Below are 16,108 nucleotides of genomic sequence, written 5' to 3'. Positions count from 1 at the left end.
ATGCCACTGAAACGTCACCATCAGAAGGTGGGAATCAGCAGCATAGATGCCATGAATATAAACCAATTTGCCTATAGAGAGCGTAATCTTCGTTGTGAAAAGTTACTTGTTCGCTTGTAGGCTCTCCAGCGATGTATAAATGAAGGATTCGAATCCTTCAGCGGGTTCACCTTGTGGAATGTTCACTTTCACGATGAAACCGCCTGTTTTATTTTCTACAACAATATATTGTTGTGTGATCTTCGAACCGCTCGCTTGCAAGAACAGACGGCTGCTAGTAAGCGCTTGAGGTACGGCTGCTTTGTCCAACTTTTGCACCTTGCCGATGGAAGCCAGATCCTTCTCGCCTTCTTTTTGAAGCTCATCCAGATTAAAATCGGAAGGCAGCTTCGTAATTTCAGCGTAATAGTTATCATCTACAGCCAAGGCTACGCGGTTTTGATCAGGAAACAGGGACATGGGGTCAAACACATACAGTGAATATCCCTCTCCTTTTGCCAATGTAGCTGTTTGCTTTTCCTTTTTCCCTTCAAGGCTAAGCTCAAAAGCTTGAGTTTTCGAGCGTTCACCGCCTACTGCTTTACCGGAGCTACCGTTTTGCGTGCTGTCTGTTGCAGTTACTGTTTTTTCAATTTTCGTCAAAATCAGTTGCTTGGCAACCGCGTCGCCTTCCACTGCTTTTTCGTTGTATTCGAATGCGACCGAATCGCCTTCCTCAAGTCCGGCTACCACCGTGTCCAGTCCGTCACCCAGTTGGAAAGACTGGGCTTCACCATTGGTTTCAATTTCAACAGTGTGCGGGTCAGCGGCTCCGTTGTATACACCTGTTCCTTTTTTAACCTCAGGCTCGGCGATTGGCTCCGGTTTAACTTGTGGCTGTTGCGTCTGCGGTTGGTCTGCCCCTTGAGGTGCGGTATTATTAGTTTGCGGTTTTGTTCCACAGGCTGACAGAGCCAGCACTGCCACTACAGTTAACAGTATGATTGAAAATGTGTTGCGTTTTTTCATGAAATCCACCTCCACTATGATAGACGAGTTTGTGCGGCAAAAGTTCTACGCAGCTCCATACTTAAAATCCTTCTTCCTGCTCCCGCTTTTTTATATTCTCGGGATTTAGCAAAATCATAATTCCACGCGGATGTCAGGTACGGTATAATGAGCTGTGTTAAACCTAATTTTCGAGATACCGATGGAAGGAATCATACACGTATTATTCTTCCTCCGTACTGGATGGAGCTGCCACATGAATCAAGCACACAAACCGTCATTTTCCTTTGAATTACTGTACATTGTAGGTATTATCGCTATTTCGTTCTCCTCGATCTTCGTAAGATGGTCTGAAGCCGAGGTGTCCGTCATCGCTATGTACCGTTTGTACCTGACCAATCTTGTCATGCTGCCTCTGGTCTGGAAATACCGTACCGAGCTATTCAGCCTGACCCGCAAGCAATGGATGCTGATCCTCTGGTCCGGTATTGCACTAGGGCTGCATTTCTTGCTCTGGATGGGCTCGCTGCGACTGACTACTGTTGCAAGCTCTACCGTTATTATGACATTGGAGCCGATCCTTGTCATGCTCGGTTCTTTTTTGTTTTTCCGTACAGGCACAAACCGCGCTATGCTCATCGGAATGGGCCTGGCCTTTGTTGGCTCACTGGCGATCGGAGCCGGGGATTTTCACGCCTCGGGACAAGCCTTGCTTGGAGATGCCTTATCTTTTCTGGGCATGGTGGCTGTCTCTATCCATATGCTGATGGGCAAGCATCTGCGCGAGCATTTGAGCGCGTTTGTCTATAACTTTTGGGTATTCGCCATCGCAGCCACATCGCTTGCGCTGTATAATGTGGTCAATGCCATTCCTTTTACGGGATACGCTCCACGGGAATGGGGACTGTTCCTACTGCTTGCGATTGTGCCTACGCTGTTCGGACATTACCTGTTTAACTGGCTGCTCAAATACATTAACGCCACCGCGGTGTCGATGGCGGTACTCGGTGAGCCCGTTATTTCTTCCCTGCTGGCCTGGGTGCTGCTCGGGGAAAGGCTTTCTGCCTTACAATTTGGTGCAGGCTTTTTCATCCTGTTCGGGGTATGGATTTTTATTCGATACGGAACCGACTTTAAAAAGCAAGTCGTCCACCAAAGTGAATTACCCGACACTAAGCACCCCCTGAAGGCCAGCTCTTAACTTATTTACCCCATTTTCATAAACCATACTCAATGGATTAAATTCACTGCTAAAAAAAGGAAGGCGGAATCCTCTATGAAATCCATCGTATCCAAACGCTGGCTGCTGGCACGATTGTATGAGCCGGACATGATCATTGCCGACTGCCGTTCCCTGCTCGGACAAGCCGGGGCTGGACGGACTCAATTTAATGAAGACCATATACCAGGGGCGGTTCACTTCGATTTGGAAGAAGACCTTACCGCTCCTCTTGGTGAGCATGGGGGTCGCCATCCATTACCTGATGTGGATACACTTGCCGCACGTCTGAGTCGTGCCGGAATCAATGCTGCTTCGCGTGTCGTCGCTTATGATGACCAAGGCGGTATGATGGCTTCCCGCTTCTGGTGGCTCCTGCGCTATCTCGGGCATGAGCAGGTATATGTGCTGGAAGAAGGCTACAGCGCTTGGAAGGAAGCGAAGTTCCCCGTTACGGCAGACCAGCCGATTCGCATTCCAAGTACGTTCACGCCGAATGTACAGCCGCAAATGCTCACAAGTATGCAAGAGGTGCAACGTGTATCCAAAGATACGCTTTCCGTCGGCTCTTATACATTGATTGATTCGCGAGAACGTCCTCGCTACCTCGGACTGGAAGAACCCATAGATCAGGCAGCGGGCCATATCCCAGGTGCGGTGAATTACTTTTGGAAAGAGGTATTGGACGAAAAGGGTAGCTTTAAAAATGCGGAACAGTTGCAAGAGCACTTTGCCGACCTTGACCGGAATGCAGAAATTATTGTTTATTGCGGTTCTGGCGTATCCGCCTGTCCCAATGTACTGGCCCTGAATGAAGCTGGATTTAGTAAGGTGTGTTTATATCCGGGAAGCTGGAGCGACTGGATCAGCTATGAGGACAATCCGGTAGCGACCGGGGAGGAATAAAAAAGTTTTCAACGGATATACAGATTCTAAAGACAAATAAACTGTCCTAAGCGATTAGCTTACGGCAGTGTATTTGCTCTGTTCAAAAGTCAACTTGAGCTGAGTGAGGCAACTTTCTGCAGAACTCCAAGCTGACTTTTTTCTACGTTCTGACAATTGGTCCATGGGCGTCATCACTGTATAATATCCAGCAAGAGTCTTCAAAACCGCTACAGGAGGTCACCTGTTACGCGATTCTGGAAGCCGTGTGTGGCGTGCAGATATATACTTTGCCGCCCAACATTTCTCTTAGCAACAGGGACTTCAATGAAAATGGCAATTGGTCTGCTGACCGACTTAAGGCTGCGCCTCCGGTCGCGATGCGGTTAGTCGGTGCGGATGTGTCTGCTGATTCAACTTCCCTGCCGATCACTCCTCGTGAACCGAGTAGCCGCAAGGCTCCGATGCGTTAATATGCTGTTATACAAAGCTTAACTTCTTCGAATCAGGCCATGGATCTCCCTTTCTTCTACAAACCCAGTCAAAATACATTTCTGTATCGAATAGTTCTTTAGTTATTTCAACATCATTTTTTATTATTTTCATTCCGTTCATATTCATTTCTTCTGAAAAGTAAACTAAGACATCATGTATTCCACTATCTCTAGATTGTTGAACGATTTCGGCAAGTATATGTTTTTGATCTAAAGTTAAGGTGTTAATAAATCTATTGAATTTCTGATTTTCTTCTGTCTTTGGCCAACCTGAAGCTAATACCCAATCAGATAAGACAGTAGGTCTTATTTCTACTAATCCATCAACAAGATCTTTATAATTTTGTAAGTTTTCCTTTTCTATTAAATCTACTCATTACAATTGTGCTGTATAGTCTACCATCAGCAAGCAACTTATCATGTTTTAATACTCCTTCAATTTCAAATCCTTGCTTTTTATATAGTTCTATTGCCTTCTCATTTGTCTCTAACACGTTCAATACCATTTTTTGTATACCAATCGAATCAGCCTATGTTATAGACTATGTTATAGACTCTCTTAATAGATTCTTTCCAATATCCTTTTATATAGATTTACAGCAATTTCATATAACGTTCGTTGAATTCACGAGGTGACCCGTCCTTAAAAAGCAAGCTCCTATCTTAGGCCGGGTCGTGTGTTATCTGAGCTACTTGATTATACATCTGACGACCAAGGGGGCGGAATCCACGCAGCCTGAAGTCTTTGTTATCAAAATTCAATGCCTTCACTGAGTCAACCACTGTATCTGGTTAAAATCAGTTGCTCCGATCATCAAACGATTTACCATATCGAACGAGTACATGCCACATGTATTTTAATTCCTGAAGCACTTCTTCATAGTTCCCCCGCTCAGACCAAAGATCAGGATTGCGTTTCAAATCGTTGACAGCATTCCCGATCACACTTGCGTCGATGTTACCATTCCTTGCAATTCGCTCGGCTAATGAGGCCATGGTTGGACCCCTAAAATCAGATGGCACTTCCTCTGAACGCATTGTAAACCCCATATGCCAAAATAGTTTAATGGAATATTGGATGCTGATTTGCTCTAAGTAATTCCCTATATCTGTTCCTTTGAACGATGGATCAGCAACTAAAATTTCCACATCATCTTCAAGAAATATATCTCCATGAACTTGAGTTTCGATAAAATGGTTAAGATTCCGATGTGGGGGCAGTTTTGACGGATCCTTTAACGGACGTTCCAGATTATACAATAGCTGCTTTATCAATTTTCTAGTTGTAAGATCTTTTTCTCCAATAGCATAATCCCGAAAGAAAGCATCCGTAAAAAGCGCAGATAAAATATCGTCTAATTCCTCATATGTACCCTTTTCCTTCGGATTATCTTGAGAGCCACCGTAAGTGAATGTACAGCGGCGTGAAGCATTCGGTTTTAAAAGAAAATAACAAGATCCGAATCGTGGAGACGGCCCATCCGGATGCAACAACAAATCAAGAGCCCCGTACTTTGGCCGTTCGCAGTTGGTTACACCCTCCAACTGATAAGCTCCGCCAAATAGTTTTTTCTCCCAAAGATCCCGTGCACCACCTAGGTAAGCCGATACGCTACCATTGGATATGAGAGTCTCGAACTGACTTTTATAGATCCCTTGCTCAAATAATGATTGAGCCACACTTTTCATATCTACAACCGGACGATCAGGATGAAAATGCAATGCCACCCTTGCATAGGATCTAAGCTTATGAACTGCTTCTTCAAAGGTATTCCAAGGAATATTTGATAACTGAAAAATTTCTTTGAGTGATGCTTGAGCTCCTTTTTTTTGGGATCTTGCGCAATTATTTATGTATTCAATTGCTGCATTTTGAGATCTTGTAAATTGTCTGTTGTTCGACACAAGAAACACCAACCTTTTCTAAAATTGAGATCCCAATCTACTCTATCATAGTATTGTTTTAATATAGTTTTTGAATAGACTTTGAATTGCATTGATTTCCGATAACGCTTCTGTATTCATGAACCCCGAAGGGGTTGTCTGCTGAAATTCTTCTTCGAAATCCTTCCCGCAGACCAAAGGCTCCGTTAAGAGCCGCAGCTTGAATATTATGTTATCAGATGTCCGTGCCTTCCTTGATTTACTCAACGTTAATTTTTGTTCAACTCCTTTGTCAGTATTATTTCCAGAGGTTCGTTCTCAAGCATTAAACATCCAGCATCTCTATATCCAAGCTTCCTATAAAAATGTTGAGCTCCTTCATTTGACTGTGTTGAGGTCATGACCATTTCAAATCCTTTTTGTTTCATCAATTCTTCCCAATAGTGGACAACTTTTTTACCAATACCTGTTCCCCTATACTCCTCATCTATCCATATCATATTCATAAATGGTGTGTTGTCCCAAAAAAATCCGTATCTCATCCAACCTATTTCTTGATTGGATTCTCTGATTATTAGAACTTCATTTTCTTTTATTTTTGGTCTTATCAGTGTCTTATGTATGTGCCTGTCTCTTAACGAGATATACTCATAATCTGATTCAATTGCAAAATCAATCTTCACTGTAAATCCTCCCTTTCACTCTTTTCATTGAATATCTTCTTGGTAACACTTAGCACTGGTGTCTCATAACGTTTGTACATTCACGAATCCTTATCGACTTAAGGCCGTCAGGCTGGGCGCCATGCGCTTAGTTGGTGCAGCTGCTTGAATATTATGTTATACGATAATTGTGCCATCTCTGATTAAGCTACAACAACAAGTTTATAAAGTCTTTTTAAAAATGTATAAGTCACCTTCTTCTCTAACCTTAGTAAACCCACACTTTGAATAGAAGTGATGATTCTTGACACTCCAGCTAGGAGTATCCAGCCACCATTCAGTGCTGTCTGGAAATTTACCTTCAATTTTCTCCATCACCTTCGTTCCGAATCCTTGATTTTTAAGATTGGGATCAATAAAGATTCTTCCTAGATTATGCACTTGATTACATTCTACAAATATCATAGCTCCCCCGATTATTTCTCCATTAAAGAGAACCTTGAAATATTCGCAATTTTGCATCATCTCTTCTTGCCAACTTATGGAGTCATATCCTATTGGCCCAACGGTTTCATTATTATTAAAATGCTTTGACTCATCCTCAAAACTGGCCTTTTGTATTTCAGCAAGTTTTTGTGCATCATTTTTTCTAGCTTTTTCTAATGTCAGCACCAAACATACCTCCATTGTCTTTTTATATTTTCCTTGCACAGGTTTCGTCTAACCTTCTTGTATTCATGAACCCAAAGGGGTCGTCTGCTGAAATTCCTCTTCAGAAATCCAACTCGAGACCTAGGCTCCATTGGAGACGCTGCTTGGTGCCAGCCTCAAAAAAGCCTCTAAATTAGAGACTCAAATGGACGATGTTCGTTCGTGTCCCTCGACACCACGGTTCAGCAAATTCCAAAATTGTTCAACCATGACCGATGCCGGGTATGGAATCGAACGGGTAATCCACCATTCCAATACCCCCACTGCCGCTGAAATTAAAAATTGCACCGTAATGTCCCTGTTCATTTCCTGATCGAGGTTGATCGAATCTAGATGCTCGCACAGACTTTGCCGGAACATTGTCTCTATTTGGTTTCGAAAAACCGTACTTCCCTTGTTCGTCAGCATTATAGAGTAGAATGAAGCATGCTGCTCCAAATATTCAAACGTGCGCAGTAGTGCGGTTTTGGAAGGGAGATGAAAGAAGTTATCTTCAGACATACAATTGCGTAGTAACTCGTTAATTTGAGCTTCCATGCATTGATCGCGCAGATCGTACTTGTCAGCGAAATGCAAATAAACCGTTCCGCGATTGACATTCGCTTCCTCCGCAATTTGATTGATCGCAATTCTCTCGAATTCCTTTTCTGACATCAGCCTCATAAAAGCATCAATAATGGCTTGCCTCGATTTTTGAATACGCCTGTCCATATCCTTCTCCCCCTTTATACCATCCGAAAAAATGAACACTTCGAAGCCCTCTGTTGAAAAATCAACAACCAAGCTTGTTTTAGCCATTGAACCCCATGTATCGCTCTGATACATTTACTTTATAAAATTTATGTTGACGATTCAACATATGTTCAATTTTAGAGGAGCTGTAATCATGAAAGCTATTGTTTTACAATCTTTGGAATGATTTAAATCACATTGAATTAGGAGGGTTTAAAAATTGAAACTTACAGGAAACACGATTTTTATTACAGGCGGCGGTTCGGGAATTGGACGTGCGTTAGCAGAAGCTCTCCACAATCTTGGAAACAAAGTTATTATCTCCGGTCGACGTAAAGAGCGTCTGGAGGAGACGATCAAAGCGAATCCCGGCATGTCCGCAGTGGAATTGAATGTACAAGACCCTGCCAGCATAGAGGCGGCCGCCAAGCAGTTAATCAAAGAATACCCGGATTTTAATGTCTTGATTAACAACGCCGGCATCATACAGTCCGATGACACGGCGGGCGTGGTCGATGAGGATGTTTTGATTTCGACTGTCACTACAAACTTGCTAGGTCCCATTCGGTTGACTTCTGCATTTATCGAGCATTTGAAGTCCAAAGAAGAAGCGGTTGTCATCAACACGACTTCAATACTTGGATTTGTACCATTAGCGACAACTGCTGTATACTCCGCGACGAAAGCAGCGCTTCATACCTATACGCTGTCCCAAAGGTACATGCTTAAAGACACATCGGTAAAAGTAATAGAAATTGTGCCCCCATGGGTTCAAAGCAACAACGATGAACCGCGTGCGATGCCACTTGCTTCATTCATTGATGCAACAGTAAAGTTACTTGGCACGGATACAGACGAAGTTCTGGTGGAAGAAGCGAAAATGTTTCGAAATAACCCTGGCCCGAACGAAGGTGTTTTTGTGACTCAGCTTAACGATACGATGAATTCTAAACCTCCAAAGATTCATTGATCCATCTGTAATTTAATTTTCAAAAATTTAGGCGAACATGAAGTAGACACTCAGCTCCGTCTACTTCATGCTCATTTTATTGTAACTTACTCGTGGAATAAGAAAAAGCTCCAAGCGGTCACGCCAATGTTTGTCCCTTAAATAATTCCGTTGATTTCACATAACGTTTCCGCATTCACGATGTTCAAGCTGCTTAAGGCACGTAGTGCCGGATGGCTCTGCCACTTAGCCGGGAATATGTCCGGTGAATTCGCTCCTCCCAATGCCTCTTTTGGACCAAGGATCGGGCTTGTTCCGGCCCCCTGCGTTGAATGCGATGTTAGATGATGTCACTCATTTCTTAAAGTTGCATTCAAAGTATTTATTATTCTTGTTTCCATTTATGTGTTTCGAGTAGTTTTCCAGTTTCATAATAATAATTTATTACTTCAAGCATGGGAATTAATTCTATACAAATGTTATCGCAATAATTGCCTAATTGACCACCAGCAACCAGAAGAATCTCACTGTTTCCCTGTTTATCGTTCATAAGAGTATATATTTTACCATCAATTGTAATAGTCACTATGAAATATTCCGGTCCGCCTCCAACTAATGCTGAATCTGAATCTGTATCTGATACCTCAAAAAAAACTAATGTAAATTTATCTCCATCGAGTTTTCTTAAAAAACTTAAAGTGTCTGCCCATGTAGGATTCACAACTATTTCTTCATTGAATGTGGTCCCATTCCATTCATCAATACTAATAGATTTTATCATTTTTTCTTTTCATCCTTTTTAGACGGTTTTATTTATTTGGGTGCTTTCATCTAACGGTTCTGTATTCACGACCCCAGCGAATGCTGGGGTGTCCTGCAGCTATCTCCTTTTCCGAAATCCTTCTGCCGGGCCGAGGGCGTATGCCCGATGCGTGATACTATGTTATCAGATGGACTATGACAATTTTGAGGATATTTACAAAATTTCTTCTCCCTTTAATATTTCATTTGAGAACTGGTCCACAGCCAACCACGTTGAAACATCCTCTTCGATATTCTTATTCCAAGCAATTAAAAAATGTACTTGGCATATCTCATTAGAATCAATTAGTGTCATAGGAATTTTAATGCCTTTATCAGAATTTAAGATAAAACCGTACTTTTCAAAGTCAGAGTTCAAACATAGCGATTTAGGAATCATATCTCCTTGATTTCTTCTTGCCATTAACATATCCCCGTCTTGTGTTCCCAAGTGTAAACGGTATACCTGATTCTCGTATTCGACAGCTTCAAGATCTTCCCCAGTATTAGATCCATAATCTGTCCAACTGTAACCCTCTTTCCAAGAAGCAGAAAAGCTGCACGTACTTATCTGAGTGTTCGTATAAGGCTTTATTCTAAATACTGCTCCCCAACACTCTTCTACTGTCAGATGTAAAGCGAGATTGAGCTTGGGTCTACAGACAACTAGCTCACAATCAAATGAATCATAATAATATTTATATAATGACCCACCATTTTTGAGTTTATAACTTTGTTCTGGATGATAGAAGTTATCAGAGACTGTGAGTGAAAATTCAATTATTCCAAGAGGAGTATGTATTTGTGGCTGTAAGAGATTGTTTTCTTTAATTAAGACTTGTTCTCCATGAAATAGCTTCATTATTTCCCTCCTCATAGTCTTTCTGATAACGTTTCTGTATTCACGAACCCCGAAGGGGTTGTCTGCTGAAATGCCTCTCCGAAATCCATCTCGCAGACCCAGACTCCGTCAGGAGACGATGCTTGAATATGATGTTAAGTGAAGTTCTATCCTTCCCTGAAACACCCACTAAAAACTGCCAGCTTCATTAACGTAGGAGTTCAGAGTGCTCTAGATCAACATTGAATTTGCCCTTTATTAATATATCTAACCCTAATAATCCGTTAATATTATGAAATCTAAATGAAGTAAAGTCTATTGGGGTATCCCTTAAGATATATTCTCCTACCTGTATCCCTTCTATCGTTTTGGTAAACGCGTGTTCTTTACCTCCGATTCCATAACTTGTTATAATATCATCTTCTAAGCCAACTCGAATTCCAATATCATCTACTTCGTCTTGTGTAATCAACGTATGACTTGCTCCTGTATCAATAACTACATTATTTATTACTTTCTTCTGCCCATTATAATGAATCGTTATTTCAGTAAATAACAATCCATCTCTATATTCAATTTTCATTTATAGATATCTCCTTAAGCCAACATTCTTCCGAACTTTCACAATAACCCGATCCTTAGAAGTATGATAAATCAAGGTCTTATCTTTGCTATTCAATAATTCTTTTGTTGCTTCTTCATCACTCACGGGGCCAATTACAGCAACATCATCTATGAATTCTTGATTATCTTTCTCTTCAGAATGAAGAATTTCGAACTTCACAAATTGATTCGGAAAGATTTGTTGTACTTCTTGCCACTTCACGTTAATCCCTCCAAACGTTTTTGGTTGTATTATATCATTTATTTAGTCTAATAGCTTTCACGTTTCAGTGTTCGCGAATCCGAGAGGCTTAAAGAAGCGTAGCGACTGGGTGGCTCCGCCACTTAGCCTTGCAGGGTTGTCTGCTTAAGTTCTCTTCTTCGAAAACCATCTGGCAGACCAAGGGACGTGAGTACCTCAGCGTGAAAACGTTGTTATCTGAGGAATTGGCACCACTTCTTCGAATAGAGACAGGACGTCGACTCATACTATTTCTTTAATCTTATTTGTAATTTATCTTTAATCTCTTGCCTATATTCGCCTTGCATTTCATCAATTCGTGCTGCTAAAGTTGGGATCATCCATCGCTCAAGAAATCCGTCATTCATATCAGTGAGCTTAATATACTCGGTTAAATATTCCTTATTAAATAACTCTCGAAATTCTCTATTCATCAACCAACTTGGAACATTAGGCGGCAGCGAACGTGATTGAATCATCATTGAAGTTCTAGTAACATCTGCTTCTTGGTTACCTACTAATAGATTCAACCAATCAATAATTATTGGACCATTGGGTGAAATAATAATGTTATCTGGATGAAAATCATAATGACATATCGTATTTCCATCAGGTAATGAATTCAACATATCTATAATAATTTGCTTCTCATGATTTGATATCTCTTGTGAATTATTAATTTTATTAGTTATTTCCGGCTTAAGATTTGGAAAAATCTTATTCTCAACATTATGAATCTCATACTGAAGATTTGCCATCAGATTAGCATTATAAGATATGCTCCGTTCCGTTGGTTCGATATACCACAACATCGTGGGGCCATCTATTCTCTCATAAACGATACCTATCTTGCCTTCATATTCTACTAGTCCAGAATAATTAGGCGATCTCAACTTTAAGTTATTTATTATTTCTGCATTTTTCGCTTCATTAATCGCAGAACTTTGATCATAAAATATCTTTATTACTTCAGTCTTTCCCCATCGATAAACTCTTGCAGTGTTACCAATACCAAGTAATTCGCCGATTTTCATGGTTTTTTCCTCTCTTCGAGCAACAGGACGTTGCGCTTGGACTACTCATACATGTGTTTGGGGACAATCTTTCAGATAACGTTCTTGTATCTACGAACCCGAGAGGCTTAAGGGAGCAACGCGACTGGGTCCAACGGACTTAGCCACGCAGGATTGTTCACTGATTCAGCTTCTTCGCGTACAACTTCTGATGAACCAAGTGCAAAGCCCGCAGCGTAGATACAATATTAACTGGAGTTCCCGTCTTCTTCGAAATACTCCCGTAACTTTCTTATTTCATAATCCATTGTTTCATCCGATCTCTCATAGCGCCAGCAATCTCTTTGTCTCTCTTGTTAATCCATTTATATAATGGGCCCTCAATAAATCCCTGTATTTCTTTTCGTGTTTTATCTAGACTGTCTATTAGTTCTTTATATGAATATTGTATAGGGAAATAAACATTACTATCGAGTGTTTCTTGATCATCTGGCCAAACATATGCTTGATCACCGATATATGTAATACCTGGGGTAGGATCATGTCCCATCCATGGGCTTTGTTTATTTGAAATAGAATAAATAACATTAGAAAAATCCTCTAACCCACAGCAACAACTTGGTAATATATATTTACTCTCGTCTTCAAAGAAAGCGATACCTCCTGAAATAGCGACTTCTTCTTGCTGCAGTAATTCATTGAAAGACAAACAAAATGATTGTTCTATATTGATATGATTGTAACCAAATAGAAGAATCAAAAATAATTCAACATCTTGCTCACTTGATTGAGGAGAAAGGGAGATAATTTCTTCTCGAGTAACTTCGTTGGTAATCCATTCAGGCTTATCATAATATGGTTCAATTATTACTGGTCTAGTGTAAGGCACTGTTGATTCCCCTTACTTTTATTTATCTTGCAGTAATTTCAATTAACGTTTCTGTATTTACGACGTCCCACCCACTTAAGCGACCAACGGGAGTGGCCGCGATGCGGTTAGTCAGTGCGGATGTGGCCGCCTGATACTACTTCCCTGCCATTCCCCTTCGGGCGGAACAAGGAGCCGCAAGGCTTCGAATCGTGGATATAATGTTATAGGAAGTAGAAGCCATCATTGAATTACTCTCATGATTTTAAAACCGGTTTGTTAACCGAAATGTTTTACCTAATACGTCTTCAGTAGGGTGGCTACCTGAAGAGGAAGATTACAATAATCCTAATATTTATATTCGCTTAGCCGTTTATACACAAGATTTAGAAGTATTTAAGTCTGATTTTTTTGATTCAAAAACAAGTGAACAGATTACTGAAACTGAGATGAAGAAAATTAAAAAGAAATTCAATAGATAAACGATCCGTTTCCAGATTTTCTTTTGAATTGTATTTTTGAATCGGATCTTTGCTTCTATTTCCTATAACGTTCTTGTATTCATGATGCCCTACCACCTTAAGTCCCGAAGGACGGCCGCGATGCGGTAAGGTGTGCGGGTGTGCCCGGCTGATTAATCTTCACTGCTGCTGAAATGCCCCTCCGAATTCACCTCTAACTTCTGCCGGACCAAGGGCCGAATGGCCCGAAGCGTGAATATGCTGTTATGCGTAGTTATTACTTTCCTGACAAACTTACAATGTTTATTTAATTTCCTTTAATGCCTCTACCACTCTAAAAACATTATTTATATACTCCTTTGTAATATAGACACTTGGGTTAAGGCGTGGTGCATGAACTGCCTCGTTTCTTAATTGTCTTAACTGGTCAATAATTTCTAATAACTCTTTTGATACGACATTCTTTTTCATCAGCTGTTTAATTATCATTAGTGGTGTTCTATTTATTGAATCGTCAAAATAGCTCTTAGACAGTCTGTTTAATTCTTCTTCAACCAGTAGCCATGATTCAATTATTGCCGCTCTTGGAGAATTAATATTAATTTCATTTAGGTGTTTGTATTTCTCTTCATATTCTGAGGGTACTTCATTAATAGGTTTCTTACTTTCTGGATTTGGAAGTTGAGCTTTCTCAATTTTGTTGTCAATTTCCTCAATCTTTCTCTCAAAAATTAATTCAAAATCTTTATATCTTAGGTTTTTTAGCCCTGGTAAAAGTTCAACGAGTTGTTTTCTAAGAAAAAAGATCAGTAGAACAACAGAAAGTGGCCAAGCCATTGAATCTATTATCTTTGAAAAGAATGTTAACCAATCCATGAGATTCTCCCCCATTATATTAATTGCAATAATTACGCATAACGTTCTCGTATTTACGACGCCTGGCGAATGCTAGGTGTGTCCGGCTACTTCTGCTTCCCTCGAAATACCTCTGCCGGACCAAGGGCGTATGCCCGATGCGTGAATATTATGTTATGTGATGTACATTTGTACTCAAAGATATTTATCAATATCATTAATAAAAAGTTTTAGGATATCCCCTTTGTTGTACTTCTTAATTTTATGACCAGTGTCCTTTCTAATTGCAATTAGTAGTTCCTCCATCTGGAACATTGTTTTAGCTGTATCTACGTTTTCTTCCTTTATAAACATACTTCTATATTTAGACCACTGATCTATGACATCATCTGAACCCCAAACAAGCAACTTTTGAGTAAATCCACTCATGAACTTTATCGTTTCTTGTTCTGTCATAGGATGTCCCTCAATTTTTTCATTCATCAAGAGTTTAAATAAAAACTCTACAAACTCTTCGTACATAGGAATCTTTTTATTTCTATGCTCCAATTCAATAGTCCTTTTCTTCTCATAGTATTTTGCAATAACTATTGATAGAACTGAAACAATTATTGTGGCAGATGCCGCTATTAGAGGTGCAGCAACCTCTTTCGGAACAGCACTAAATATTGAAATGAACCACTTAATTACAAGCCAAGCTAAACAGACCAGAATCAATAAGATGATTAATGCTGGTATCATTTGCTTTTTATTTTTACTTGAATTACTAACCATATACTTAATTTCACCTCAGCTTAAAAAATATATTTCACATAACGTTTCTGTATTCATGAACCCCGTCAGGGGTTGTCTGCTGAAATGCCTCTCCGAAATCCATCTTGCAGACCAAGACTCCGAAGGAGCCTCAGTTTGAATATTATGTTATGAGAAGGTCGTTATTTTTAAATTTATGTGATACTTCTGTCAACCATCTTTGTTAGCTTTGCAAACATAAAATATACCAATCCTACTGTATAGATTACAGTTAAATAAGGAGAAAAAGCTGATATTCCGACTAATAGAATCATCGCTACTACACTAATCCAGTTTACTACAGAATTTTTAAATCTTTTTTCGATCCAAAGATCCACTAAAATATTTAAATAAAGGAAATAAAAACTTACTGCACAACAGATTGAAATTAACCACACTTTAGAACGCACTGTAATCTGAGAGTCGCCCAGGGCAAAAACTAACATTACTGACACCAAAAGTATCAGTAATGTCATAACAGTTACTATTATAGGGATTCCAAAGTGTTTCAGTATGTTCAAATAATAAATTATCAATTCTTTTTTCTGAATATCTATTCTCTTATTCTGTTCATAGTTAAGTTCATCCACTTCCTTATTTAATTCCATTAAAAAAACCTCTAAATCCTCTTCTTTTAAGTCTGTCATATATTTTGCTGCTTTTTTATACAGTTCTCTTGAAAAATATGCATACGATAAGCTGATTTTTTCTAAAACGGTATTTTGGAGGTCTTCATTTGCTCTATTTTTCAAATATTTCTTTATACTATACTCTATTTCACCGTATGCCTTGAGAATTTGGTCAATTCTGGTGACCCCAAAGTCCATATCTCTTATATATCTAGTTCTCACTTCTTTAAATATCCAAAAACCAACAAAAGCAATGATGATAGCTAAAACAGTAGTGCTCCCTGATGCCAATAACTCAATTAAGTCTTTAATGTCCTTGTACATTATTTCAACCCTTTTATTCAATTAATAAAGAATTCAGACTTTCTCATAACGTTCCTATATTCACGACGTCCCAGCGCCTTAAGGTTCCGAAGGAACCGGCTGCCGCTTGCGGTAGTTAGGCGGTGGGATGTGTCTGCCTGATTTACTCCCCCGAAAT

The 16,108-nt window shown here is 39.9% G+C and carries 19 protein-coding genes and 1 pseudogene; 4 read left to right on the top strand and 16 right to left on the bottom strand.

Going from position 1 to position 16,108, the window contains the following annotated elements; all coding sequences use genetic code 11:
* Positions 1 to 102 precede the first annotated feature (102 nt).
* Positions 103 to 1,008: a hypothetical protein gene (locus ACQ4MX_RS23840; RefSeq protein WP_431087689.1), complete on the bottom strand. Its 906-nt coding sequence runs from the start codon at positions 1,006 to 1,008 to the stop codon at positions 103 to 105.
* Positions 1,009 to 1,243: 235 nt separating this feature from the next.
* Between ACQ4MX_RS23840 and ACQ4MX_RS23835 the strand changes: the two genes are divergently transcribed.
* The 3 genes from ACQ4MX_RS23835 to ACQ4MX_RS23825 all read left to right on the top strand — a co-directional run bounded on the left by ACQ4MX_RS23835 (position 1,244) and on the right by ACQ4MX_RS23825 (position 3,564).
* Positions 1,244 to 2,188 (top strand): DMT family transporter, encoded by a 945-nt coding sequence (locus tag ACQ4MX_RS23835; protein ID WP_431087688.1) that lies wholly within the window; start codon positions 1,244 to 1,246, stop codon positions 2,186 to 2,188.
* A 75-nt stretch (positions 2,189 to 2,263) separates the two neighbouring features.
* Positions 2,264 to 3,112 carry a sulfurtransferase gene (locus ACQ4MX_RS23830; RefSeq protein WP_431087687.1) on the top strand — a complete coding sequence of 283 codons (849 nt, stop codon included), beginning with the start codon at positions 2,264 to 2,266 and terminating at the stop codon, positions 3,110 to 3,112.
* 254 nt (positions 3,113 to 3,366) lie between these two features.
* Positions 3,367 to 3,564 (top strand): hypothetical protein, encoded by a 198-nt coding sequence (locus ACQ4MX_RS23825; RefSeq protein ID WP_431087686.1) that lies wholly within the window; start codon positions 3,367 to 3,369, stop codon positions 3,562 to 3,564.
* 7 nt (positions 3,565 to 3,571) lie between these two features.
* Here ACQ4MX_RS23825 and ACQ4MX_RS23820 read toward each other — a convergent pair whose 3' ends face one another.
* The 6 genes and pseudogenes from ACQ4MX_RS23820 to ACQ4MX_RS23795 all read right to left on the bottom strand — a co-directional run bounded on the left by ACQ4MX_RS23820 (position 3,572) and on the right by ACQ4MX_RS23795 (position 7,553).
* Positions 3,572 to 3,949, bottom strand: a complete 378-nt coding sequence (locus ACQ4MX_RS23820; protein WP_431091399.1) for a DUF6547 family protein — start codon at positions 3,947 to 3,949, stop codon at positions 3,572 to 3,574.
* A pseudogene (locus ACQ4MX_RS23815) lies at positions 3,921 to 4,115 on the bottom strand (GNAT family N-acetyltransferase); the annotation flags it as partial. The gene ACQ4MX_RS23820 and the pseudogene ACQ4MX_RS23815, both read right to left, overlap by 29 nt.
* Positions 4,116 to 4,383: 268 nt before the next feature.
* Positions 4,384 to 5,490 (bottom strand): DUF3626 domain-containing protein, encoded by a 1,107-nt coding sequence (locus tag ACQ4MX_RS23810; RefSeq protein WP_431087684.1) that lies wholly within the window; start codon positions 5,488 to 5,490, stop codon positions 4,384 to 4,386.
* A 248-nt stretch (positions 5,491 to 5,738) separates the two neighbouring features.
* Positions 5,739 to 6,152, bottom strand: coding sequence for a GNAT family N-acetyltransferase (locus ACQ4MX_RS23805; RefSeq protein ID WP_431087682.1), 414 nt, complete (start codon positions 6,150 to 6,152; stop codon positions 5,739 to 5,741).
* Positions 6,153 to 6,353: 201 nt separating this feature from the next.
* The gene (locus ACQ4MX_RS23800; protein ID WP_014282621.1) at positions 6,354 to 6,803 is read right to left on the bottom strand and encodes a GNAT family N-acetyltransferase; all 450 of its coding nucleotides are present in this window, start codon (positions 6,801 to 6,803) and stop codon (positions 6,354 to 6,356) included.
* Between the two features lie 180 nt (positions 6,804 to 6,983).
* Positions 6,984 to 7,553: a TetR/AcrR family transcriptional regulator gene (locus tag ACQ4MX_RS23795; protein ID WP_431087681.1), complete on the bottom strand. Its 570-nt coding sequence runs from the start codon at positions 7,551 to 7,553 to the stop codon at positions 6,984 to 6,986.
* A gap of 241 nt (positions 7,554 to 7,794) precedes the next feature.
* Between ACQ4MX_RS23795 and ACQ4MX_RS23790 the strand changes: the two genes are divergently transcribed.
* The gene (locus ACQ4MX_RS23790) at positions 7,795 to 8,544 is read left to right on the top strand and encodes an SDR family oxidoreductase (RefSeq protein WP_431087680.1); all 750 of its coding nucleotides are present in this window, start codon (positions 7,795 to 7,797) and stop codon (positions 8,542 to 8,544) included.
* A 364-nt stretch (positions 8,545 to 8,908) separates the two neighbouring features.
* Here ACQ4MX_RS23790 and ACQ4MX_RS23785 read toward each other — a convergent pair whose 3' ends face one another.
* From ACQ4MX_RS23785 to ACQ4MX_RS23745, 9 genes are all read right to left on the bottom strand, one after another.
* On the bottom strand, positions 8,909 to 9,304 hold the full coding sequence (locus ACQ4MX_RS23785) for a hypothetical protein (RefSeq protein ID WP_431087679.1): 396 nt from the start codon (positions 9,302 to 9,304) through the stop codon (positions 8,909 to 8,911).
* 195 nt (positions 9,305 to 9,499) lie between these two features.
* Positions 9,500 to 10,186: a hypothetical protein gene (locus ACQ4MX_RS23780; protein ID WP_431087678.1), complete on the bottom strand. Its 687-nt coding sequence runs from the start codon at positions 10,184 to 10,186 to the stop codon at positions 9,500 to 9,502.
* Between the two features lie 187 nt (positions 10,187 to 10,373).
* Complete coding sequence (locus ACQ4MX_RS23775) at positions 10,374 to 10,748, bottom strand: retropepsin-like aspartic protease (protein WP_431087677.1); 375 nt, start codon at positions 10,746 to 10,748, stop codon at positions 10,374 to 10,376.
* Positions 10,749 to 10,991, bottom strand: a complete 243-nt coding sequence (locus tag ACQ4MX_RS23770) for a hypothetical protein (protein ID WP_014282628.1) — start codon at positions 10,989 to 10,991, stop codon at positions 10,749 to 10,751.
* 266 nt (positions 10,992 to 11,257) lie between these two features.
* Positions 11,258 to 12,043: a phosphotransferase gene (locus tag ACQ4MX_RS23765; protein ID WP_014282629.1), complete on the bottom strand. Its 786-nt coding sequence runs from the start codon at positions 12,041 to 12,043 to the stop codon at positions 11,258 to 11,260.
* Between the two features lie 271 nt (positions 12,044 to 12,314).
* The gene (locus ACQ4MX_RS23760) at positions 12,315 to 12,911 is read right to left on the bottom strand and encodes a hypothetical protein (protein WP_431087675.1); all 597 of its coding nucleotides are present in this window, start codon (positions 12,909 to 12,911) and stop codon (positions 12,315 to 12,317) included.
* A gap of 743 nt (positions 12,912 to 13,654) precedes the next feature.
* Complete coding sequence (locus ACQ4MX_RS23755) at positions 13,655 to 14,227, bottom strand: hypothetical protein (RefSeq protein WP_179033034.1); 573 nt, start codon at positions 14,225 to 14,227, stop codon at positions 13,655 to 13,657.
* Positions 14,228 to 14,401: 174 nt separating this feature from the next.
* Positions 14,402 to 14,980 (bottom strand): hypothetical protein, encoded by a 579-nt coding sequence (locus tag ACQ4MX_RS23750; protein WP_431087674.1) that lies wholly within the window; start codon positions 14,978 to 14,980, stop codon positions 14,402 to 14,404.
* A 173-nt stretch (positions 14,981 to 15,153) separates the two neighbouring features.
* The gene (locus ACQ4MX_RS23745; protein WP_431087673.1) at positions 15,154 to 15,951 is read right to left on the bottom strand and encodes a hypothetical protein; all 798 of its coding nucleotides are present in this window, start codon (positions 15,949 to 15,951) and stop codon (positions 15,154 to 15,156) included.
* Positions 15,952 to 16,108 lie beyond the last annotated feature (157 nt).

This window comes from Paenibacillus sp. 8b26, from assembly GCF_050626875.1.
Lineage (GTDB): Bacteria > Bacillota > Bacilli > Paenibacillales > Paenibacillaceae > Paenibacillus.
Note: the sequence above shows the minus strand (reverse complement) of the source record. Positions and strands in the feature narration are given on the sequence as shown.

Bases quoted from the DNA above. Each gene is read 5' to 3' on its own strand.
- ACQ4MX_RS23840 (WP_431087689.1), bottom strand. From the start codon at position 1,008: ATGAAAAAACGCAACACATTTTCAATCATACTGTTAACTGTAGTGGCA.
- ACQ4MX_RS23835 (WP_431087688.1), top strand. From the start codon at position 1,244: ATGAATCAAGCACACAAACCGTCATTTTCCTTTGAATTACTGTACATT.
- ACQ4MX_RS23830 (WP_431087687.1), top strand. From the start codon at position 2,264: ATGAAATCCATCGTATCCAAACGCTGGCTGCTGGCACGATTGTATGAG.
- ACQ4MX_RS23795 (WP_431087681.1), bottom strand. From the start codon at position 7,553: ATGGACAGGCGTATTCAAAAATCGAGGCAAGCCATTATTGATGCTTTT.
- ACQ4MX_RS23785 (WP_431087679.1), bottom strand. From the start codon at position 9,304: ATGATAAAATCTATTAGTATTGATGAATGGAATGGGACCACATTCAAT.
- ACQ4MX_RS23780 (WP_431087678.1), bottom strand. From the start codon at position 10,186: ATGAAGCTATTTCATGGAGAACAAGTCTTAATTAAAGAAAACAATCTC.
- ACQ4MX_RS23775 (WP_431087677.1), bottom strand. From the start codon at position 10,748: ATGAAAATTGAATATAGAGATGGATTGTTATTTACTGAAATAACGATT.
- ACQ4MX_RS23765 (WP_014282629.1), bottom strand. From the start codon at position 12,043: ATGAAAATCGGCGAATTACTTGGTATTGGTAACACTGCAAGAGTTTAT.
- ACQ4MX_RS23755 (WP_179033034.1), bottom strand. From the start codon at position 14,227: ATGGATTGGTTAACATTCTTTTCAAAGATAATAGATTCAATGGCTTGG.
- ACQ4MX_RS23750 (WP_431087674.1), bottom strand. From the start codon at position 14,980: ATGGTTAGTAATTCAAGTAAAAATAAAAAGCAAATGATACCAGCATTA.
- ACQ4MX_RS23745 (WP_431087673.1), bottom strand. From the start codon at position 15,951: ATGTACAAGGACATTAAAGACTTAATTGAGTTATTGGCATCAGGGAGC.